This is a genomic window from Enterobacter sp. EC_64, from assembly GCF_019584165.1.
Classification (GTDB): Bacteria; Pseudomonadota; Gammaproteobacteria; order Enterobacterales; family Enterobacteriaceae; genus Enterobacter; species Enterobacter roggenkampii.
Window position 1 is genome coordinate 59,040 of the sequence record NZ_VDAS01000023.1, and the last position, 21,686, is coordinate 80,725.

Genomic DNA, 21,686 nt, shown 5'->3' on the forward strand with positions numbered 1-21,686 from the left:
GAGTCAGTAAGAGCCTGCGGAATAAAAAAATATGGATTATCACTTAACGCTTAACTGGCCCGAGTTTATTGAACGTTACTGGCAAAAACGCCCGGTCGTTCTGAAACGCGGGTTCAGCAATTTTGTCGACCCTATCTCGCCTGACGAGCTGGCCGGTCTGGCCATGGAAAACGAAGTCGACAGCCGCCTGGTCAGCCACCAGGACGGGAAATGGCAGGTTAGCCACGGTCCTTTCGAAAGCTACGATCATCTCGGTGAAAACAACTGGTCGCTGCTGGTACAGGCTGTAAACCACTGGCATGAGCCGACGGCCGCATTAATGCGTCCGTTCCGCGCCCTGCCCGACTGGCGCATGGACGATCTGATGATCTCCTTCTCCGTGCCGGGCGGTGGCGTCGGTCCGCATCTGGACCAGTACGACGTGTTTATTATTCAGGGTACGGGCCGCCGCCGCTGGCGCGTGGGCGAAAAAGTGCCGATGAAGCAGCACTGTCCGCATCCGGACCTGCTTCAGGTTGATCCGTTTGAAGGGATTATCGACGAAGAGCTGGAGCCGGGCGACATTCTCTACATCCCGCCGGGATTCCCTCACGAAGGTTACTCCCTGGAGAATTCCCTCAACTACTCCGTCGGGTTCCGCGCGCCAAGCGGCCGCGAGATGATCAGCGGATTTGCCGACTATGTTCTGCAGCGCGAGCTGGGCAGCTATCGTTACAGCGATCCCGACGTGCCTGCGCGTGAGCACCCGGCAGACATCCTGCCTGAGGAGCTGGATAAGCTGCGCGGCATGATGCTGGATCTGATTAACGAGCCGGAACATTTCCGTCAGTGGTTTGGCGAGTTTATTAGCCAGTCCCGCCACGAGCTGGACGTTGCGCCTCCGGAGCCGCCGTATCAGGCGGACGAGATTTACGATGCGCTTCAGCAAGGCGACAAGCTGACGCGCCTGGGCGGGTTGCGCGTGCTGCGCATTGGTGAGGATGTGTTCGTCAACGGCGAGAAGCTGGACTCTCCACACCGTCCGGCACTGGAAGCGATTGCCAGCCATCTGGTGCTGACTGCCGATACCTTTGGCGATGCGCTGGAAGACCCGTCCTTCCTCGCGATGCTGGCCGCGCTGGTCAACAGCGGGTACTGGTTCTTTGAGGACTGAGTCGCTTTAATGCCCGGTGGCGCTGCGCTTACCGGGCCTACGGGATCGAGCTTTTGTAGGCCGGGTAAGGCGTAGCCGCCACCCGGCTTTTCACTTCCGCTCCCCCGCGGCAAAATCCTCAATCTCTCCTGCCCAATCCACCGGATACAACCCTTCAGCCACGTCCCGATGAAACGTTGAAAACGGCCAGTCGCTGACTTTACTGACATAGCCATGCTTCAGCGGATTGATATAAATGTAATCCACATGCCGCCGGTAGTCCTCTTCGTTGCGGATAGTGTGCTCCCAGAATCGTGGCTGCCAGATATAGCGCATGTCGATGCTGCGGCTGAATGTCTTTTTGATATCCCGCCAGCGGGCGGAAAAATCACTGTCCCCGTCCGGTAGGCTCCAGATACAGTGCATATGTTCAGGCAAAATAACCCACGCGTTGATGGTGAAGGGCTTCGCACGCTTAACCGTTGAGGTGGCGGAACGCAGGCTATCGATATGGCGGGTAAGCAAATCGCTCTGACGGTTTTGCAGGTTAACGGTGAAAAACCAGGTGCCACCGGGGACGTAATGGCGACGGTAGTTTGACATGGGCACTCCTTGCCTCATTGCCGGGTGGCGGCTTTGCCTTACCCGGCCTACATTCGGATCGTAGGCCCGGTAAGCGCAGCGCCACCGGGCATTTTTTAGCGTTTAGCGGTCAACTCAGCTATCCGCACTATCACCTTCACCGCCTTTTCCATCCCTTCCAGCGTCACAAACTCATGTTTACCGTGGTAGTTATAGCCACCGGTAAACAGGTTCGGGCACGGTAGTCCCATAAACGACAGCTGAGAACCGTCGGTACCGCCGCGAATCGGTTTTAATACCGGTTCAATATCGCAGTCGCGCATCGCCTGCTGGGCGATATCGAGAATATGCGGATGCGCCATCACCTTCTCGCGCATATTGTAATAGCTGTCTTCGATGATGAGCTCGATATAGCAGTCAGGATGCAGGCCCTTGCCCACCTTCTTGGCGATCTCCATCATCTTGCGCTTGCGCGCCTCAAAGGCTTTACGGTCAAAATCGCGGATGATGTAGTGCATCTGCGCGCTGTCCACGGTGCCTTTGATGCTGGTCAGGTGATAGAAACCTTCATACCCTTCGGTCTGTTCGGGGCTCTCTTCCGCCGGGACTTCTGCATGAATACGCGACGCCAGCGACAGCGCGTTGACCATGACGCCTTTGGCAGAGCCTGGGTGAACGTTGTTCCCGACAATTTTGATCGTGACTGACGCGGCATTGAAGTTTTCATACTCCAGCTCACCGACGCCGCCACCGTCGACGGTGTAGGCCCACTGGGCGTTAAAGGCGTCCACGTCGAAGTGCTTCGCGCCCTTGCCGACCTCTTCATCCGGCGTAAAGGCCACGCGGATATCGCCGTGCGGAATATCGTTGCCCTTCAGCACCGCCAGCGCCGTCATGATCTCCGCGATGCCCGCTTTGTCATCCGCCCCCAGCAGCGTTTTACCATCGGTGGTGATCAGCGTCTGACCGAGCAGCTGGTGCAGCACCGGGAACATCACGGGCGAGAGCACTTCGTCGCCAATGCCCAGCGCAATGTCGCCGCCGCGGTAGTTTTCAACAATCTGCGGGTTCACATGTTTACCGCTAAAATCCGGAGAGGTGTCGACATGGGAGATAAAGCCAATCGCCGGGATATCCCCGTCGACATTCGCCGGCAGCGTTCCCATCACAGTGCCTTTCTCGCTTAACGTGACGTTGACCAGCCCCATGGCGTCAAGCTGCTCTTTAAGCAGGTTTAATAGCTTCCACTGGCCTTCGGTGCTCGGCACCTGGCGAACACCCGGCTTAGATTGGGTATCCAGCGAAACGTACTGTAAAAAACGCTCAAGTAATTTATCCATGCAGTCACCCTCACTTTTTGTGACAACATTATCATTAAGCATCAAAACGCAAATATTGCGTCAGGTCACTTTTATCCCGCAAACGAGAATATTTTACGTTTATATCGTTGTGCGTTAGTAAATGTAGCTTATGAATCAGTGACAAGGATTGGCGATTGCGGGGGATTGCCGTAGAATGTCCGCCCTCATTACGAGTCACCAAGGTGGTTACACACAAACCCCGCTTCAGTCTGCTGCCTGAGGCGTCTATATGGGACAGCGCAAAAATTGAATACACAATCCCGTTCACGTTCACCGCTGGTGCAACTGGAACGAATTCGTAAAAGTTTTGATGGCAAAGACGTCATATCCGACCTCACTCTCACCATCAATGACGGTGAGTTTCTGACGCTGCTTGGCCCCTCCGGCTGCGGCAAAACAACCGTACTGCGCCTTATCGCCGGGCTGGAGAGCGTCGATAACGGCCATATCCATCTTGAAAGTCAGGACATCACCCAGGTTCCCGCCGAAGACCGCCACGTCAACACTGTCTTTCAGAGCTATGCCCTCTTCCCGCACATGACCGTGTTTGAAAACGTGGCGTTTGGCCTGCGGATGCAAAAAACCCCGGCGAATGAAATCGAACCGCGCGTCACCGAAGCCCTGCGCATGGTGCAGCTCGAGACGTTTGCCCAGCGAAAACCGCATCAGCTTTCCGGCGGCCAGCAGCAGCGCGTGGCCATCGCCCGCGCCGTGGTCAACAAGCCGCGTCTGCTCCTGCTGGATGAATCCCTCTCCGCGCTGGATTACAAGCTGCGCAAGCAGATGCAGAACGAGCTTAAAGCCCTGCAGCGCAAGCTCGGCATTACCTTTGTCTTCGTCACCCACGACCAGGAAGAAGCCCTGACCATGTCCGACCGCATCGTGGTGATGCGCGACGGCAAAATCGAGCAGGACGGCACGCCGCGTGAAATCTACGAAGAGCCGAAAAATCTGTTTGTCGCCAGCTTCATTGGTGAGATCAATATCTTCGACGCCACGGTGATTGAGCGCCTGGACGACCAGCGCGTTCGCGCGTGCGTCGAAGGACGCGAGTGCGTCATCACGGTGAATTTCCCCGTCGAAAAGGGACAAAAGCTCAACGTTCTGCTGCGCCCGGAAGATCTGCGCGTCGATGAAATTCACGGCAATACCGAGGCCGAAGGGTTAATCGGCTATATCCGCGAGCGCAACTACAAAGGGATGACGCTGGAGTCTGTCGTCGAGCTGGAGAACGGCAAAATGGTGATGGTCAGCGAGTTCTTTAACGAGGACGACCCGGACTTCGACCACTCTCTCGACCAGAAAATGGTTATCAACTGGGTAGAAAGCTGGGAGGTTGTACTGGCTGATGAAGAACACAAGTAAGTTCCAGAATGTGGTGATTGCCACGATCGTCGGTTGGCTTGTGTTGTTTGTCTTTTTACCCAACCTGATGATCATCGCCACCAGCTTCCTGACCCGTGACGACGCAAAATTCGTTTCGCTGGTTTTTACGCTGGACAACTACGCGCGCCTGCTCGATCCGCTCTATTTTGACGTGCTGCTGCATTCGCTCAATATGGCGCTGATTGCCACCATTGCCTGCCTGGTGCTGGGTTATCCGTTCGCATGGTTCCTCGCGGGTCTGCCGCAAAAGGTGCGTCCGCTGCTGTTGTTTCTGCTGATTGTGCCGTTCTGGACCAACTCGCTGATTCGCATCTACGGGCTGAAAATCTTCCTCAGCACCAAAGGCTACCTCAATGAATTTCTGCTGTGGCTGGGGGTGATTGATACGCCGATCCGCATCATGTTTACCCCGAGCGCGGTGATTGTGGGTCTGGTCTATATCCTGCTGCCGTTTATGGTGATGCCGCTCTACTCCAGCATTGAAAAGCTGGATAAACCGCTGCTGGAAGCGGCAAAAGATCTGGGTGCCAGCAAGTTCCAGACCTTTATCCGCATTATCATTCCGCTGACCATGCCCGGCATTATCGCGGGCTGTCTGTTGGTCATGCTTCCGGCCATGGGGCTGTTCTACGTTTCGGACCTGATGGGTGGCGCGAAAAACCTGCTGATTGGGAATGTGATCAAGAGTCAGTTCCTCAACATTCGCGACTGGCCGTTCGGCTCCGCCACCAGCATTACGTTGACGGTGGTGATGGGTCTGATGCTGCTGGTTTACTGGCGCGCCTCACGGCTGCTGAACAAGAAGGTGGAACTCGAATGATCGGTCGACTGCTTCGCGGCGGTTTTATGACCGCCATTTACGCTTACCTGTATATCCCGATCATTATTTTGATCGTGAACTCGTTTAACAGCTCGCGCTTTGGGATTAACTGGCAGGGCTTTACCACCGACTGGTACAGCCTGCTGATGAACAATGACAGCCTGCTGCAGGCCGCGCAGCACTCGCTGACGATGGCGATCTTCTCCGCCACCTTCGCCACGCTGATTGGATCCCTGACCGCCGTGGCGCTCTACCGCTATCGCTTTCGCGGTAAGCCGTTCGTCAGCGGCATGCTGTTTGTGGTGATGATGTCGCCGGACATCGTGATGGCGATTTCGCTGCTGGTGCTGTTCATGCTGCTGGGCGTACAGCTTGGCTTCTGGTCGCTGCTGTTCTCGCATATCACCTTCTGCCTGCCGTTTGTGGTGGTGACCGTCTTTGCGCGTCTTAAAGGGTTCGACGTGCGCATGCTGGAGGCGGCGAAAGATCTGGGTGCCAGCGAGATGACCATCCTGCGTAAAATCATTCTGCCGCTGGCGATGCCTGCCGTGGCGGCCGGATGGCTGCTTAGCTTCACCCTGTCGATGGATGACGTGGTAGTCTCCTCCTTCGTGACCGGGCCGAGCTATGAAATTCTGCCGTTGAAGATCTATTCAATGGTGAAAGTCGGCGTCTCACCTGAGGTGAACGCGCTGGCGACCATTCTGCTGGTGTTTTCGCTGGTTCTGGTGATCGCCAGCCAGGTTATTGCTCGTGATAAAACAAAATCTCAGGGGACAATGAAATGAAAAAAATGCTCGCCGCTGCGGCGCTGGTGCTTGGCATGGGTGCCGCGCACGCTGATGACAGCAAAACGCTCTACTTCTACAACTGGACCGAATACGTGCCGCCGGGCCTGCTGGAGCAGTTCACCAAGGAGACGGGCATCAAGGTGATCTACTCGACCTACGAGTCGAATGAAACCATGTACGCCAAGCTCAAAACCTACAAAGATGGCGCGTACGATCTGGTGGTTCCGTCCACCTATTTTGTCGACAAAATGCGCAAAGAAGGCATGATCCAGAAGATCGACAAAACGAAGCTAACCCATTTTTCAAACCTCGATCCGGAGATGCTCAACAAGCCGTTTGACCCAAATAACGACTACTCCATTCCGTATATCTGGGGGGCAACCGCGATTGGCGTTAACAGCGAGGCCGTCGATCCGAAATCGGTGACAAGCTGGGCCGATCTGTGGAAACCGCAATACAAAGGCAGCCTGCTGTTGACCGACGACGCGCGCGAAGTCTTCCAGGTGGCGCTGCGCAAGCTTGGCTACTCTGGCAACACGACGGATCCTAAAGAGATTGAAGCGGCATATGCCGAGCTGAAAAAGCTGATGCCTAACGTGGCGGCATTCAACTCTGATAACCCGGCAAACCCGTATATGGAAGGCGAAGTAAACCTGGGGATGGTGTGGAACGGCTCCGCGTATGTGGCCCGCCAGGCCGGTACGCCGCTTGAGGTAGTCTGGCCAAAAGAAGGCGGGATCTTCTGGATGGACAGCCTCTCCATTCCGGCTAACGCGAAAAATGTGGATGGGGCGCTGAAGCTGATTAACTTCCTGCTGCGCCCGGACGTGGCGAAACAGGTTGCCGAGACGATTGGCTACCCGACGCCAAACCTGGCCGCACGCAAGCTGCTGAAGCCTGAAGTGGCTAACGATAAGTCGCTCTACCCGGATGCGGAAACCATCAGCAAAGGTGAGTGGCAGAACGATGTCGGCGACGCCAGCCGCCTCTATGAAGAGTATTACCAGAAGTTAAAAGCGGGCCGCTAACCGGTATCGCGCTCTTCCTCACGCCGCCTGCGCGGCGTGAGGAAGGATTAACTGACCGTATTCTCTCCAGCCCAGAGCGTCGCCTTTCGCATCGCCTCAACCACCTCTTCATCTGACAGGCCCAGCGCCTGACGAACCCGGGTCGCCTCGTCCCACCGCTGCTGTTCATAGTAACGGCAGAGGTTAATCATGTCGGCTAACCGTCCCTCCTGGTGGCACAGCGCGTTGCTCACGCTCTGCGGTACCGCAATTTGCTTCATCAGCTCTGCCATCGGAAGCTCCAGGAGGGTATCGAGCAGAGAAAACAGGCCGCACATGAACGCATTTTCAGCCAGAGTAGGTTCGTTCATCGTCTCAGCTAGCAGTTCGCAGAATTTGCCGCGCATCATACTCAGCGGGTAAAGCTCGCTGACGGTGTCATTGCCCGCACTGGCGAGGACCACGACGGCAACAAACCGTCGGAGCTGGTTTTCGCCAAGATACCTGAGCACCTCGCTCAGGGTTAACTTGCTGAAATTACAGGCGCCGACATGCTTAAACGCCGTATGCTTCATATAGCGCATGATTTTATAAGAGAGCGTGAGATCGGTTTTTATCAACGACTCGATGATTCGAAAATCAGGTTTATTGCGTCCAACCTCCATTTGCAGCCGAAAAATCGCCAGCTGATTTTGCGACAGCCGTTTATATTTAATGACCTCCGGACGGCAGAAAAAATAGCCCTGAAAAAGGGAAAATCCCTCGTCTCTGTATTGGTTGAATTCCTCTTTAGTCTCAATTTTTTCAGCAAGATATTTAATATGACCGGTCAGATGTTTACGTACTTTCAGATACTCTTTAATTTGCGCTAAGGTATAATTTCTGACGTCAAATTTCAGGATTGAAATATAGGGTAAAAAAACATCCCATTCTGGCGCAAGGGTGAAATCATCAAGCGCAAACTGATAGCCGTACGCATTCATCTCCCTGACGGCCTGCAGCAGTTCGGCCCCCGGCACAGCATCTTCAAGGATTTCAATCACCACGCTCTCTTTATCAAGCGCTTCTCCACTGCGGTCAATAACCATCCTTGAAGGGAAATTAATAAACGACGTATGTGCCCCGGCAATGCGCTGGGACGGCACACATAAGAACTGATCTGATATCATCCTGGACGTGGCATATTCTGCCGACACATCCGGAAAACGATTTGTCATCCCGTCTCTGAAAAGCAGCTCATAGGCTACGGTATTCATTTCAGGGTTAAAAATGGGTTGTCGCGCGATAAATCCGTACATATCCCATCCTCCTCTACCACTTAATATTTATTAGCATCCTCTTTCTACACGATGATAACGAGCATTATCGAGCGCTATTTTGATTGAATGCACAAAATAAAAGCATCCACACTAATTAACAGGATTTAATATTCTGGAATTTAAATTAAATATATCCGGCGCTCTACAGAAAGAGAACGAAATATCCGATAAGTACTGTGTGCCTGCCCGACATGCACGACATTACGGGAGATGAGAATGAAAGACGCCATGGTCCGAAGACAAAAAATAAGAGTCAAGACGTTGATGCTATTGTCCATTTTCCTCACCGTGACGGTGGGCTTTACGGCAACGATCGGGTTTATGATGTGGCAATGGATGGCGCAGCAAGAGGTGCTGGCCAAAAACCATATCCGCCAGATAGCCGAGGTACACGCTTTACAGGTCAGCAAACAGCTGGATTCTGCCCTGACTGCCGCCCGGGATATGGGCAACAGCGCCCTCGCGTTGCGCGAAGCGGGCATTTCCGACCGCCAGAGCCTGAACCAGCTGCTCGTCCACTACCTCTCGGCTCACCCGTCGTTTCTCTCCATGTCGATGGCCTTTGAGCCCAACGCGTTTGACGATAAAGATGCCGTCTTTGCCGGTCAGAGCGGTGAAGATCCTGCCGGGCGCTACGCCCGCTACGTCGACCGCGATGCCACCGGCAAACCGACATTGCACCTGCTGACGGACATCGAAACGCCCGGCAGCGGTGATTACTATCTGTTGCCGAAACAGCGGCATAAAGATGTGATCATCGAACCCTATATTTACCCCTACAACGGCGTGGACGTGATGCTCACCTCAATTGCCGCCCCCATCATGCGTGACGGTCATTTTCTGGGCTCAGTCACCTCTGACTTCTCGCTCGCCACGCTGCAGTCCATGATTGGCGCCATTAAACCGTGGAACGGCACAGGCTACGCCCTGCTCCTGTCTGCGGGCAATAACGTGGTGTCCAGCCCGGACAAAGGTGCGGCAGGCAAGCCTTACGCGGGTCACATTGCAGGACATGACGTCACTCGGGTAAACGATCCGCTGCTGAAAGAAGAGGTGTTTATCACCTGGCAGGCGATCGCCGTCGGCAATAGCCAGACGCCGTGGAAACTCGCCATCATCACCCCGGTCAGCGAAGTGATGGCCGAAGCGCGCGCATTTTTACTGAAGGCCATCGTCATGATGGTGTTAAGCATCGTTGCGGTTAGCCTGGTGATGGCCCAGATCTTTACCCGCAAGGTTGATCGTCCGGTGGGGGGAGAACCTTCCGAGGCCGCCGGGATCGCCCTGGCCGTCGCCCGCGGGGATCTGAACAACACCATCCCGGTGCGATCCGGGGATACCCACAGCATTTTTTATGCCCTGCACACCATGCAGACGCAGCTCAAGCGCATCGTCGACAACATCAGCGAAGCCAGCCACTCCGTGCACGGCGGGACCAGCGAAATTTCGGCGGGCAACCTTGACCTCGCCTCGCGTACCGAGGAACAGGCGGCGGCGATTGTTGAAACCGCTGCCAGCATGGAAGAGATTTCGGTTACGGTGAAGAACAATGCCGACAACGCCCACAAGGCGACCACTCTGACCGATCGCGCCGCGAGCCTTGCCGGGCATGGCGAAACGCTGGTGAACGACGTGGTCGTGGTGATCGGCGAGATTGATGAGAGCGCGCGCAAGATCGGTGAGATTAACAGTATCGTCGACGGCATCGCCTTCCAGACCAATATTCTGGCGCTGAATGCGGCCGTTGAAGCGGCGCGCGCAGGTGAACAGGGACGCGGTTTCGCGGTAGTCGCAGGTGAAGTGCGCAATCTTGCCCAGCGAAGCGCTAACGCGGCCAAAGAGATCTCTCAGCTGATTGCCGAGTCCTCAGGCCGCGTCAGCAAAGGCGTCGAGCTGGTCAATGAAACTGGCGTGATGATGAAACAGGTGATTGAGGCGGTGTCGCACGTGCATCTGGTCATCAACGACATTGTTCAGGCGCTGGACGAACAGAATCGGGGGATTAGCCAGGTCAGTACCGCCGTCAACCAGATGGACAGCACCACCCAGCAGAACGCTTCACTGGTTCAGCAGATCTCAGCGGCGGCGCTCTCGCTGGACGAGCAGGCTAAATCGCTGGAGAAGACGCTGGCGTTCTTTCATTCTTAAATAAAAAGGCACCCGCCCGGCGGGTGCCTTTTCACGCGATGAGCGTTACAGCCCTTTCAGCAGCTTGTCGACAAATTCCGGAACAACCGTGCTTGCCAGGCCGTAGTGTTTTTCTTCAAACTCGCTGCCCACCTGGCTCGGCTCAAGATTGAGTTCAACCGTATGCGCACCGTGCAGCCGCGCTTCGTGGACAAACCCCGCCGCCGGATAAACATGGCCGGATGTGCCGATGGCGATAAACACGTCGGCCATCGCCAGCGCGCTGTAGATCTCATCCATTCCCAGCGGCATTTCGCCGAACCAGACCACGTGCGGACGCAGGCGCGACGGGAACTGGCAGCAGTGGCACTTATCCTCCGGCAGCACGTCCTCTTTCCAGTCCAGCACCTGACCGCTCCAGGCGCAGCGAACCTTGAGCAGCTCACCGTGCATATGGATGATGTTCCTGTTACCGGCTCGCTCATGCAGGTTGTCGATATTCTGCGTCACCAGCAGAAAACGATCGCCCAGCGCCTCTTCCAGCTTCGCCAGCGCCAGATGCGCGGCATTCGGCGCGACGTCAGGCTGCTGAAGCTGACGACGGCGGGCGTTGTAAAACGCCTGCACGAGATCCGGGTCGCGGGCAAAGCCTTCCGGCGTGGCGACATCCTCCACGCGGTGCTCTTCCCACAGCCCGTCCGCCGCGCGGAAGGTTCGAATTCCTGACTCGGCGGAGATCCCCGCCCCGGTCAGCACCACCACTCTGGGTTTATCCATCGCTTCTGGCATCATTCTGTCTCTAAAAAAGATCCGCTGGCGCAAGCGCTCACGCAAGCGGCGTTTATTTTTGCGAAAACGGCTGAGTCGACCCTGGCGACGCGACAGCATAGAAACCTCGTAAACTAATCGGTGAGATGAAGGAATGCGGCTCCGCGCATGCCTCCTGCGTCCCCGTGTCGCGCGCGTTCAATACGCGGCACGCGGGCAACCGGCAATAAGTGTCGGGGCAAACGCCCGGACAACCGTTCCGTAATCGCGGTAAAGTTTGAGAGCCCTCCCCCGATCACCAGCAGATCCGGGTCGACGATGGTGAGAATATTGCCCAGACACACCGCCAGCAGATCCAGATAGCGCTCGACGTGCTCACGCGCCTGCGCATCCCCTTGCTCCCACAGGGTAATGATTTGAGGGGCCTCAAGTTTCTGATGATAGAAGTGTTCGTAAAGCCATGCAAACCCGCGGCCTGACAGGTAGTTCTCAATACAGCCGTGCTGCCCGCAGCCGCAGCGGGTCAGCGGGAAATCACGGCCGACGACCTCCAGCGCATCCACCGGCAGGCGGATATGACCAAACTCGCCGGTGATGTAGCTGCGGCCGGTGATGGGCTTACCGTTGATGACGATTCCTCCGCCGACGCCGGTACCGAGGATCAGCCCCATCACCAGCGGATATTGACGGAACTCATCATCCCAGGCTTCGGAGAGCGCAAAGCAGTTGGCGTCGTTATCTAAACGCACGTCGCGTTCAAGGAGCGCGGAGAGATCGGCGCGCAGCGGTTTACCGCTGGCGGCAGGCACGTTGGCCGCGTAAAGCGTACCGTCGTCGGTTTCGGGCATGCCCGGAATACCAATGCCGACGCTGCCTTTCACGCCAAAGCGTTCATCGGCCTGCGCCACCAGCGCGGCAATGGCGGTTAAAAATTCGTCGTAGCTGTCGCGCGGCGTGGGAACGCGGGTTTCCCACTGCAGTTTGAGGTCTTTATCAAACACGCCGAGCGCAATCTTGGTGCCGCCAATATCAAATCCATAATACATAACGCATTCCTCTTTCGATCTGGCGACCCGAAAGCCGCTAGATCGTGACGTAATTACTGGCCACTTAATACCCTCGCCGGATCAATTCGGCTTGCGCGACGCGCCGGATACCAGCTTGCCAGCAGACTCAGTAAAAGTGCTGTAAGCAGCACATAAAAAACATCCAGCCAGTGCAGTTCTGACGGCAGGAAGTCAATAAAATAGATATCACCCGACAGGAACTGGTGACCAATAAGCTTTTCAATCCCGTTGATAATCGGCGTTAGCTGCAGGGAAACCACCACGCCAATCACCACGCCGCACAGGCTGCCGAACAGTCCTGCCAGCAAACCGTACCAGACGAAAATGGCGCGAATAAGACCGTCCTTTGCCCCCAAGGTACGCAGCACGGCGATGTCGCCGCTCTTGTCTTTGACCGCCATCACCAGCGTCGAGACGATATTAAAGCACGCGACACCGATCACCAGCACCATCGCCAGATACATAATGGCGCGGATCATCTGGATATCACGGTACATATAGCCGTAAGTGCCGATCCAGCTTTTGATGTAGACATAGTTATTGGTCACGCTGCCCGCGTCGCGCACCAGTTTGTTAGCGTTAAAGACGTCGTTCACCTTAATGGCAATGCCCGTCACGCTGTCGCCCATGTCGAGATACTGGCGTGCATCCTCCATCGGCACCATCGCAAAGCTGTGGTCAAGCTGACCGCTCAGCTGAAGAATACCGGTAACGTGCAGGCGCACGCGCTTTGGCTGCTGCAGTTTGTGATCGGCGCTGGCATTCGGGATCATGATTGACACCCAGTCGCCCTGCTTCACCTTCAGGGCATCAGCAACGCCTTTACCCATGATGATCTTCTGCTCGCCCGCCCTGAAGTTGGCCCACGCGCCGTTCTGCACGTAGTTCGGCAGCGCGCTGAGGCGCGCTTCCTGCGCCGGGTTCACCCCTTTCACCTGAATGGCGCGCAGGTTCACCCCGCTCTCCACCAGCCCGGTAAAGTTAATGTAGGGCGCAGCCGCGGCGATGCCCGGCACTTTTTCAACTTTGGTGAGCGCATCGCTCCAGTTCGTCCACGGCTGGTTAACCGGTTCGATCTCCCCGTGCGGCACCACCGCCAGAATGCGGTTATTCAGCTCGCGCTCGAAACCGTTCATGGCGCTCAGGCCGACAATCAGCACCGCCACACCCAGCGCAATACCGATGGTCGAGATAACGGAGATCAGCGACACCATGCCGCCGCGACGGCGGCCGCGGCTAAAACGTAAACCGATGAGTAACGATAACGGTGACGCCATTACTCTGCTCCCATCAGGGTCAGTTCCGCGTTCAGATGGCCGTCGCGCATCTCAAGCTGGCGCCCCATGCGTTTTGCCAGCTGCAGATCGTGGGTCACCACCAGAAACGCGGTGCCCTGCGAGGCGTTCAGCTCGCCCAGAAGCTGGAAAATACTGTCCGCGTTGCGCGCGTCCAGGTTACCGGTAGGCTCATCCGCCAGCACCAGACGCGGGTTGTTGACCAGCGCACGGGCAATCGCCACGCGCTGACGCTCGCCGCCGGACAGCTCCGACGGACGGTGGTTTCCGCGATGGCCCAGCCCTACCGCTTTCAGCATGTCGCTGGCGCGGGCGTTAATCTCAGCCGGTTTCTTTTTGCCAATCAGCAGCGGCATCGCCACGTTTTCCAGCGCCGTGAAGTCCGGCAGCAGGTGGTGGAACTGGTAGATAAAGCCCAGCTCGCGGTTACGCAGCTCGGCCTTCGCTGCTGAGGACATTTTGCTCATCGGCTGGCCGGAGAAAATCACGTCGCCGTTGGTTGGGGTATCCAGCCCGCCCAGCAGGTGCAGCAGCGTACTTTTGCCCGAGCCGGAGCTGCCGACAATCGCCATCATCTCGCCTTCGCCCACGCTAAAGCTCACATTGTGCAGCACGTCGGTTTGCACAGTGCCTTCCTGATAGCGTTTGGACAGGTTGTCGCATTGCAACAGGATCTTATTCATAACGTAAAGCCTCAGCGGGTTGAGTGGCGGCAGCGCGCCAGGAAGGATAAAGCGTAGAAAGCAGCGCAATGGCCATCGCGGCCAGCGCAATACCGACCACCTGCAGCGGCTCGATGGCCACCGGCAGCGCCGCGCCGTCAAGCAGCGCGCCGATGATCGGCATTAAATTGTTGAGCTGGCTGGCAAGCAGCGCACCCAGCACCGCCCCGAGCAGCGCGCCGATGATACCGGCGCTGGCCCCCTGCACCATAAACACGGCCATGATCTGCCGCGGCGTCAGCCCCTGGGTTTGCAGGATAGCGACCTCGCCCTGCTTCTCCATCACCATCAGCCCCAGCGAGGTGATGATGTTAAAAGCAGCCACGGCGACGATCAGGCTCAGCAGCAGCCCCATCATGTTTTTCTCCATCCGCACGGCCTGGAACAGCTCGCCTTTACGCTCGCGCCAGTCCTGCCATTTGGTGCCGTCCGGCAATTTTTGCTGGCTGAGGGTATCGACCTTCAGCGGCGCGTCGAGCCACAGGCGCCAGCCGGTGATATTGCCGGCCGGGTAGCGCATCAGGCGTGACGCGTCCTGAATGTTAACCAGCATCTGGTAGCCATCGACTTCGCTGTTGGCGGCAAAGGTCCCAATCACGGTGAACAGGCGCTGGCTTGGCAGGCGCCCCATCGGCGTAAACTGGCTGGCTGAAGGCACCATCACGCGGAGCTGGTCGCCGCGGTTAACGCCAAGCTGGCCGGCAAGCTGCTCACCCAGAATCACATTGTATTTTCCGGCTTCCAGATCGGTCTGCTTCACGTTAACGAGATACGGCGTGAGCGGATCTTTTTGTGCCGGGTCAATACCCAGCATCACGCCGACCGCCACGCTGCGGGCGCTTTGCAGCACCACGTCGCCGGTGGTCAGTGGCGCAACGCGCGTGACGCCCTGTAACTTCGCCGCGCTTTCCGGCAGCTGCTGTGGGTTAACCGAACCGTTAGTGGATGAGAGTACGGCCTGCGGCATCAGCCCCAGGATGTTGTTTTGCAGCTCGCGCTCGAAGCCATTCATGACGGAAAGCACCGTCACCAGTGCCATCACGCCAAGCGTAATGCCAATAGTCGAAAGCCAGGAGACAAAGCGACCGAAGCGGTCCGCGGCGCGCCCACGCATGTAGCGTAAGCCTATGAAGAGTGCGACAGGTTGATACATGAAGTCCGTCTGTTTGCTGATAGCAGACCCACGAGTATATAAGCGAATCCGTTAAGCGTAAATGACTGAAACCGTAAGCTTTGGTAATCATTTTTCCGAAAAATTCAGATAAATCAGGGTACTAATATCTGAAACCGCACCTCGTAACCTCCACCTTTTCCGAAAAACCTCCTGATACAGACTGTTACCCATTACAGCCCGGTTTCGTTTAACAACAATTGCTCGTTCGTCTATGGCAATAAGGTAGTTGCGAACAATGAAGCAAAAAGCATTATGGATTAACCAGATAAAAGGGCTGTGTATCTGCCTGGTGGTTATCTACCATTCAGTTATCACGTTTTATCCGCACCTGATCGGGCTGCAACACCCGCTCTCTGGCCTTCTCGCCAAATGCTGGATCTATTTTAATCTCTATCTCGCCCCCTTCCGTATGCCGGTCTTTTTCTTTATCTCCGGCTATCTGATCCGTCGTTATATTGACGAGGTGGACTGGCGAACCAGCCTCGACAAGCGAATCTGGAGCATTGTCTGGGTTCTGGCGCTGTGGGGGATTCTGCAATGGCAGGCGCTGACCCACCTGAACGCCTGGCTGGCGCCCGATCGCGAGGTTACCACCTCGTCGAACGCGGCCTACGCCGATTCGCTCCTGGGATTTGTGCAAGGGATGCTCACCGCCAGCACCAGCCTGTGGTATCTGTATGCCCTGGTGGTCTACTTCACGTTGTGTAAACTGCTGAGCCGCTGGAAGCTGCCGATGCTGGGACTGCTGGCGCTGGCAAGCATCGCGATCAACTTCCTGCCGCTGCCGTGGTGGGGAATGAACAGCGTGGTCCGCAACATGATCTACTACAGCCTCGGGGCGTGGTATGGCGCTGAGCTGATGGCATGGATGAAAAATCTAAACCTGCGCCGCACCTGGCTGGCAACGGGCGCTTTCGCCGCCGTCTCCGTGGTGCTGTTGTTTGCTAACGTTCCGCTGCTGCTCTCCTTGCTGTCGATTGTGCTGATCATGAAGCTGTTCTACAGCGTTGAGCAGCGCTATGCCGTTCACCCTGACAACCTGCTGAACGTGATTGGCTCCAATACCATTGCGATTTATACCACCCACCGCATCCTCATTGAGGCCTTTAGCCTGTTCCTGATTGGCGAGATGAATGCCGCGTACTGGCCGCTCTGGGCTGAACTCACCTTAATTCTGGTCTACCCGTTTGCCAGCCTGCTTATCTGTACCCTGGCCGGGCTGGGGGTGCGTAAACTCTCCACCGCGCTGTTCGGGGACATTTTCTTTTCTCCGCCTTCGACGCTTACGCTCTCGCCGACCACCCGTTAATGCCCTCTCCGCCCCCTTTCGGGGGCGTATAACCCCGCCGTGCGGTTACGATTTGCTTATGTAAAACGATCGAGGATAATAAAGACATTGCGTATCAGTGATATGCCCCAATACTGTTGGTATATCCATAAGAGACTCTGACATAGCCATGCCTGAACACTATCGTTATTCCTTGCCTGTCAAAGCGGGCGACCAGCGCCAGCTGGGTGAACTCACGGGCGCAGCGTGCGCCACGCTGGTGGCGGAAATTGCTGAGCGTCATCCTGGCCCGGTGATCCTGGTTGCCCCGGATATGCAAAACGCCCTGCGCCTGCACGATGAAATTCGCCAGTTCACCGATAATCTGGTGTTCAGCCTGGCCGACTGGGAAACGCTGCCCTATGACAGCTTCTCTCCGCACCAGGAGATCATCTCCTCGCGCCTGTCGACGCTGTATCAACTCCCGACCATGCAGCGCGGCGTGCTGATTGTGCCGGTAAACACCCTGATGCAACGCGTCTGTCCGCACAGCTACCTGCACGGTCACGCGCTGGTAATGAAAAAAGGTCAGCGCCTGTCCCGTGATGCCCTGCGGGCGCAGCTTGACGGCGCCGGGTATCGCCACGTCGATCAGGTGATGGAGCACGGGGAATATGCGACCCGCGGCGCGCTGCTCGACCTTTACCCGATGGGCAGCGACCAGCCGTATCGTCTGGACTTTTTCGATGATGAAATCGACAGCCTGCGCGTCTTCGACGCCGATACGCAGCGCACGCTGGAGGAAGTGGAGTCCATCAATTTACTGCCCGCGCATGAGTTCCCGACGGACAAAACCGCTATCGAACTGTTCCGCAGCCAGTGGCGCGATAAGTTCGAGGTGAAGCGCGACGCGGAACATATTTATCAACAGGTCAGCAAAGGCACGCTGCCTGCCGGGATTGAATACTGGCAGCCGCTGTTCTTCAGCGAGCCGTTGCCTGCCCTGTTCAGCTACTTCCCGGCGAATACGCTGATTGTTAACACCGGGGATATCGACGCCAGCGCCAGCCGCTTTGAAAGCGAAACCCGTGCTCGCTTCGAAAACCGGGGCGTTGACCCGATGCGTCCGCTGCTGCCGCCGGAGGCGCTGTGGCTGCGTACCGACGAGCTCAACGCCGAGCTGAAGCGCTGGCCGCGCATGCAGCTGAAAACCGATTCGCTTGCCGATAGGGCCGCCAACACCAACCTCGCCTTCCGGACGCTGCCGGACCTGGCCGTCCAGGCGCAGCAGAAATCCCCGCTGGATAATCTGCGCAAGTTCCTGGAGTCCTTTACCGGCCCGGTGGTGTTCTCCGTTGAGAGTGAAGGCCGTCGCGAAGCGTTAGGTGAGCTGCTGGGACGTATTAAGGTGGCCCCGAAGCGCATCCTGCGCCTGAGCGAAGCGACCGGAAACGGCCGTTACCTGATGATTGGCGCCGCCGAGCATGGGTTCATCGACACGCTCAACAACCTGGCGCTGATTTGCGAAAGCGACCTGCTGGGCGAGCGCGTCGCGCGTCGTCGTCAGGACAGTCGTCGAACCATCAACCCGGACACGCTGATCCGCAACCTGGCCGAGCTGCATCCGGGCCAGCCGATTGTGCACCTGGAGCATGGCGTTGGGCGCTATCAGGGCATGACCACGCTCGAGGCGGGCGGCATTAAAGGTGAATACCTGATGCTGACCTACGCCAACGACGCCAAACTGTATGTCCCGGTGTCGTCCCTGCATCTGATCAGCCGCTACGCGGGCGGTGCCGAAGAGAACGCGCCGCTGCACAAGCTGGGCGGCGACGCCTGGGCGCGCGCGCGCCAGAAGGCCGCGGAAAAAGTGCGCGACGTGGCCGCCGAGCTGCTGGATATCTACGCCCAGCGCGCGGCCAAAGAGGGCTTCGCCTTTAAGCATGATAAGGAACAGTATCAGCTCTTCTGCGACAGCTTCCCGTTTGAAACCACGCCGGATCAGGCTCAGGCTATTAACGCCGTGCTGAGCGACATGTGCCAGCCGCTGGCGATGGACCGTTTAGTGTGCGGCGACGTCGGCTTCGGCAAAACCGAAGTGGCGATGCGCGCCGCCTTCCTTGCGGTGGAAAACAACAAGCAGGTGGCGGTGCTGGTGCCAACCACCCTGCTCGCTCAGCAGCACTTCGACAACTTCCGCGACCGCTTCGCCAACTGGCCGGTACGCATCGAGATGCTGTCACGTTTTCGCAGCACCAAAGAGCAGACGCAGATCCTGGAGCAGGCCAGCGAAGGCAAAATTGACATTCTGATCGGTACCCACAAGCTGCTGCAAAACGACGTGAAGTGGAAAGATCTGGGGCTGCTGATCGTCGACGAAGAGCACCGCTTCGGGGTGCGTCATAAGGAACGCATCAAAGCGATGCGCGCCGACGTCGATATCCTGACCCTGACCGCGACGCCGATCCCGCGAACCCTGAACATGGCAATGAGCGGCATGCGCGATCTGTCGATTATTGCCACGCCGCCGGCGCGCCGTCTGGCGGTAAAAACCTTCGTCCGCGAATACGATAATCTGGTGGTGCGTGAGGCCATTCTGCGTGAAGTGCTGCGCGGGGGTCAGGTCTATTACCTGTACAACGACGTGGAAAACATCCAGAAAGCGGCCGACAGGCTGGCGGAGCTGGTGCCGGAAGCGCGCATTGCTATCGGTCACGGGCAGATGCGCGAGCGCGAGCTGGAACGGGTGATGAACGACTTCCACCATCAGCGCTTTAACGTGCTGGTGTGTACCACCATCATCGAAACCGGGATCGACATTCCGACGGCGAACACCATCATTATTGAACGTGCGGATCACTTTGGCCTGGCGCAGCTTCACCAGCTGCGTGGCCGCGTCGGGCGTTCGCACCATCAGGCCTACGCCTGGCTGCTGACGCCGCACCCGAAAGCGATGACCACCGACGCGCAAAAGCGTCTGGAAGCCATCGCCTCGCTGGAAGACCTCGGCGCAGGCTTCGCGCTGGCCACGCACGACCTTGAGATCCGCGGTGCCGGTGAACTGCTGGGTGAGGACCAGAGCGGCTCGATGGAGACCATCGGCTTCTCGCTCTATATGGAACTGCTGGAAAACGCGGTTGATGCCCTGAAGACCGGGCGCGAGCCGTCGCTGGAAGATCTCACCAGCCAGCAGACCGAGGTCGAGTTGCGTATGCCTTCCCTGCTGCCGGATGATTTCATTCCAGATGTAAATACCCGACTGTCGTTCTACAAGCGCATCGCCAGTGCGAAGACGGAAAACGAGCTGGAAGAGATTAAGGTTGAGCTGATCGACCGCTTTGGTCTGCTGCCCGATGCGGCGCGAAATCTGCTGGATATCGCGCGCCTGCGCCAGCAGGCGCAGAAGCTGGGCATTCGCAAGCTTGAAGGCAACGAAAAAGGCGGCGTGATTGAGTTCGCCGAGAAGAACCACGTCAACCCGATGTGGCTCATCGGTCTGCTGCAAAAACAGCCGCAGCATTTCCGTCTGGATGGCCCAACGCGTCTCAAATTTACCCAGGAGCTGACGGAGCGCAAAACCCGCATGGACTGGGTGCGTAGCTTTATGCGCCAGCTGGAAGAGAACGCGATCGCCTGACCCCCTTCCCCCGTTAGCCCAGCGCTAACGGGGGACAATTTACAAACTCTTTGCACTTCACCCGATCTTCCCGACACACCCATTCGCCATAATTATCGTTAACGCCTTATAAAACAATAACCTTATCATTTACATGGATTATAGTGATGATGACCTCTTCGCGTATGACTCGCTGGTTAACCCTGTTTGCGCTGGCAGCCACCGTTGCGGTTGCGCTTCCCGCTCGCGCAAATACCTGGCCCCTTCCTCCGCCCGGCAGCAAGGTGGTGGGGGAAAACCGCTTTCATGTGGTTGAAAATAATGGCGGTTCGCTGGAAGCCATTGCCAAAAAATATAACGTTGGTTTTCTGGCCCTGCTGCAGGCGAACCCTGGCGTCGACCCCTACGTCCCGCGCGCGGGCAGCGTATTGACTATCCCGTTACAGACTATCCTGCCGGACGCTCCGCGTGAGGGGATCGTCATAAATCTGGCGGAGCTGCGTCTGTACTATTACCCGCCGGGTAAAAATGAGGTGACCGTCTACCCGATTGGTATTGGTCAGCTGGGCGGCGACACCCTGACGCCGACGATGGTCACCACCGTCTCGGATAAACGCGCGAATCCAACCTGGACACCAACGGCCAATATTCGTGCACGGTATAAAGCTCAGGGCATCGATCTTCCAGCCGTGGTGCCAGCAGGCCCGGATAACCCGATGGGTCACCACGCGATCCGTCTGGCGGCCTACGGCGGCGTTTACCTGCTGCACGGCACGAATGCGGACTTTGGCATCGGCATGCGCGTCAGCTCCGGCTGCATTCGTCTGCGCGATGACGATATCAAAACGCTGTTTAACGTCGTTACGCCAGGTACCAAAGTGAATATCATCAATACGCCGATCAAGGTTTCTGAGGAGCCGGGCGGCGTGCGGCTGGTTGAAATTCATCAGCCGCTATCGAAAAACATTGGCGATGACCCGCAGACGCTGCCCATTAACCTGAATGCCGCGATGGTAAGCTTTAAAACGAATGCGAATACCAACAGCGAGGTGATGGAGCGCGCAATGGAGGCCCGCTCAGGCATGCCGACCGACGTCACCCGGCATCAGGATGTCATCCAGCAATCGATGTAAATCATAAGTAAAAGACCACCTTCTTAGAAGGTGGCTTTCTAGAATGCCCCCTGTAAGGGGGGCTATTGTTTCCTTCCTGTTTCTACTCTAGCAATTCCATCTGCTGTTCGTGCGTTTGT

Annotated in this window: 17 protein-coding genes; 9 read left to right on the top strand and 8 right to left on the bottom strand. The window is 57.0% G+C overall.

The annotated features are described in order from the left end of the window. The first annotated feature begins 31 nt into the window (after positions 1–31). Positions 32–1,153 carry a cupin domain-containing protein gene (locus FHC52_RS17420; RefSeq protein WP_023327127.1) on the top strand — a complete coding sequence of 374 codons (1,122 nt, stop codon included), beginning with the start codon at positions 32–34 and terminating at the stop codon, positions 1,151–1,153. 90 nt (positions 1,154–1,243) lie between these two features. On the opposite strand, the gene FHC52_RS17425 is transcribed toward FHC52_RS17420, so the two are convergent. Both FHC52_RS17425 and pepT read right to left on the bottom strand, forming a co-directional pair. Then, positions 1,244–1,735 carry an REP-associated tyrosine transposase gene (locus tag FHC52_RS17425; RefSeq protein WP_094943561.1) on the bottom strand — a complete coding sequence of 164 codons (492 nt, stop codon included), beginning with the start codon at positions 1,733–1,735 and terminating at the stop codon, positions 1,244–1,246. Between the two features lie 95 nt (positions 1,736–1,830). After that, positions 1,831–3,054, bottom strand: a complete 1,224-nt coding sequence (gene pepT, locus FHC52_RS17430) for a peptidase T (RefSeq protein WP_023327125.1) — start codon at positions 3,052–3,054, stop codon at positions 1,831–1,833. 237 nt (positions 3,055–3,291) lie between these two features. Between pepT and potA the strand changes: the two genes are divergently transcribed. From potA to potD, 4 genes are read left to right on the top strand one after another with little or no spacing between them, the layout of a single operon-like run. After that, positions 3,292–4,440 (top strand): spermidine/putrescine ABC transporter ATP-binding protein PotA, encoded by a 1,149-nt coding sequence (gene potA / locus FHC52_RS17435; protein WP_172513275.1) that lies wholly within the window; start codon positions 3,292–3,294, stop codon positions 4,438–4,440. After that, a complete protein-coding gene (gene potB / locus FHC52_RS17440; RefSeq protein ID WP_023327123.1) occupies positions 4,424–5,281 on the top strand; it encodes a spermidine/putrescine ABC transporter permease PotB in 858 nt (285 codons plus the stop codon). Before potA ends, potB begins: the two co-directional genes overlap by 17 nt. Continuing rightward, the gene (potC, locus tag FHC52_RS17445) at positions 5,278–6,069 is read left to right on the top strand and encodes a spermidine/putrescine ABC transporter permease PotC (RefSeq protein ID WP_008500765.1); all 792 of its coding nucleotides are present in this window, start codon (positions 5,278–5,280) and stop codon (positions 6,067–6,069) included. Before potB ends, potC begins: the two co-directional genes overlap by 4 nt. Next, the gene (gene potD, locus FHC52_RS17450; protein ID WP_008500766.1) at positions 6,066–7,100 is read left to right on the top strand and encodes a spermidine/putrescine ABC transporter substrate-binding protein PotD; all 1,035 of its coding nucleotides are present in this window, start codon (positions 6,066–6,068) and stop codon (positions 7,098–7,100) included. Before potC ends, potD begins: the two co-directional genes overlap by 4 nt. A 47-nt stretch (positions 7,101–7,147) precedes the next feature. Here potD and FHC52_RS17455 read toward each other — a convergent pair whose 3' ends face one another. Further along, positions 7,148–8,377, bottom strand: a complete 1,230-nt coding sequence (locus FHC52_RS17455; protein WP_220420160.1) for an EAL and HDOD domain-containing protein — start codon at positions 8,375–8,377, stop codon at positions 7,148–7,150. A 237-nt stretch (positions 8,378–8,614) separates the two neighbouring features. On the opposite strand from FHC52_RS17455, the gene FHC52_RS17460 reads away from it, so the two are divergent. Then, a complete protein-coding gene (locus FHC52_RS17460) occupies positions 8,615–10,546 on the top strand; it encodes a methyl-accepting chemotaxis protein (RefSeq protein WP_213373921.1) in 1,932 nt (643 codons plus the stop codon). A 45-nt stretch (positions 10,547–10,591) separates the two neighbouring features. Here FHC52_RS17460 and cobB read toward each other — a convergent pair whose 3' ends face one another. Genes cobB through lolC form a run of 5 tightly spaced genes read right to left on the bottom strand, consistent with a single transcriptional unit; the run spans position 10,592 to position 15,530 of the window. Next, positions 10,592–11,413, bottom strand: coding sequence for a Sir2 family NAD+-dependent deacetylase (cobB, locus tag FHC52_RS17465; RefSeq protein WP_008500769.1), 822 nt, complete (start codon positions 11,411–11,413; stop codon positions 10,592–10,594). Between the two features lie 14 nt (positions 11,414–11,427). Next, entirely contained in the window at positions 11,428–12,339 is a 912-nt protein-coding gene (nagK, locus tag FHC52_RS17470; RefSeq protein ID WP_021240740.1) for an N-acetylglucosamine kinase, read from the bottom strand. A gap of 53 nt (positions 12,340–12,392) precedes the next feature. Continuing rightward, complete coding sequence (lolE, locus tag FHC52_RS17475; protein WP_220420161.1) at positions 12,393–13,637, bottom strand: lipoprotein-releasing ABC transporter permease subunit LolE; 1,245 nt, start codon at positions 13,635–13,637, stop codon at positions 12,393–12,395. Beyond that, on the bottom strand, positions 13,637–14,338 hold the full coding sequence (gene lolD / locus FHC52_RS17480) for a lipoprotein-releasing ABC transporter ATP-binding protein LolD (protein WP_008500772.1): 702 nt from the start codon (positions 14,336–14,338) through the stop codon (positions 13,637–13,639). The genes lolE and lolD overlap by 1 nt, the downstream gene beginning before the upstream one ends. Then, positions 14,331–15,530, bottom strand: coding sequence for a lipoprotein-releasing ABC transporter permease subunit LolC (gene lolC / locus FHC52_RS17485; RefSeq protein WP_025911790.1), 1,200 nt, complete (start codon positions 15,528–15,530; stop codon positions 14,331–14,333). The genes lolD and lolC overlap by 8 nt, the downstream gene beginning before the upstream one ends. A 256-nt stretch (positions 15,531–15,786) precedes the next feature. On the opposite strand from lolC, the gene FHC52_RS17490 reads away from it, so the two are divergent. The 3 genes from FHC52_RS17490 (at position 15,787) to FHC52_RS17500 (ending at position 21,567) form a co-directional block, all read left to right on the top strand. Further along, the gene (locus FHC52_RS17490) at positions 15,787–16,860 is read left to right on the top strand and encodes an acyltransferase family protein (RefSeq protein ID WP_008500774.1); all 1,074 of its coding nucleotides are present in this window, start codon (positions 15,787–15,789) and stop codon (positions 16,858–16,860) included. A 148-nt stretch (positions 16,861–17,008) separates the two neighbouring features. Then, complete coding sequence (gene mfd, locus FHC52_RS17495; RefSeq protein WP_126289734.1) at positions 17,009–20,455, top strand: transcription-repair coupling factor; 3,447 nt, start codon at positions 17,009–17,011, stop codon at positions 20,453–20,455. Between the two features lie 146 nt (positions 20,456–20,601). Further along, the gene (locus FHC52_RS17500) at positions 20,602–21,567 is read left to right on the top strand and encodes a L,D-transpeptidase family protein (RefSeq protein WP_126289732.1); all 966 of its coding nucleotides are present in this window, start codon (positions 20,602–20,604) and stop codon (positions 21,565–21,567) included. Positions 21,568–21,686: the final 119 nt, after the last annotated feature.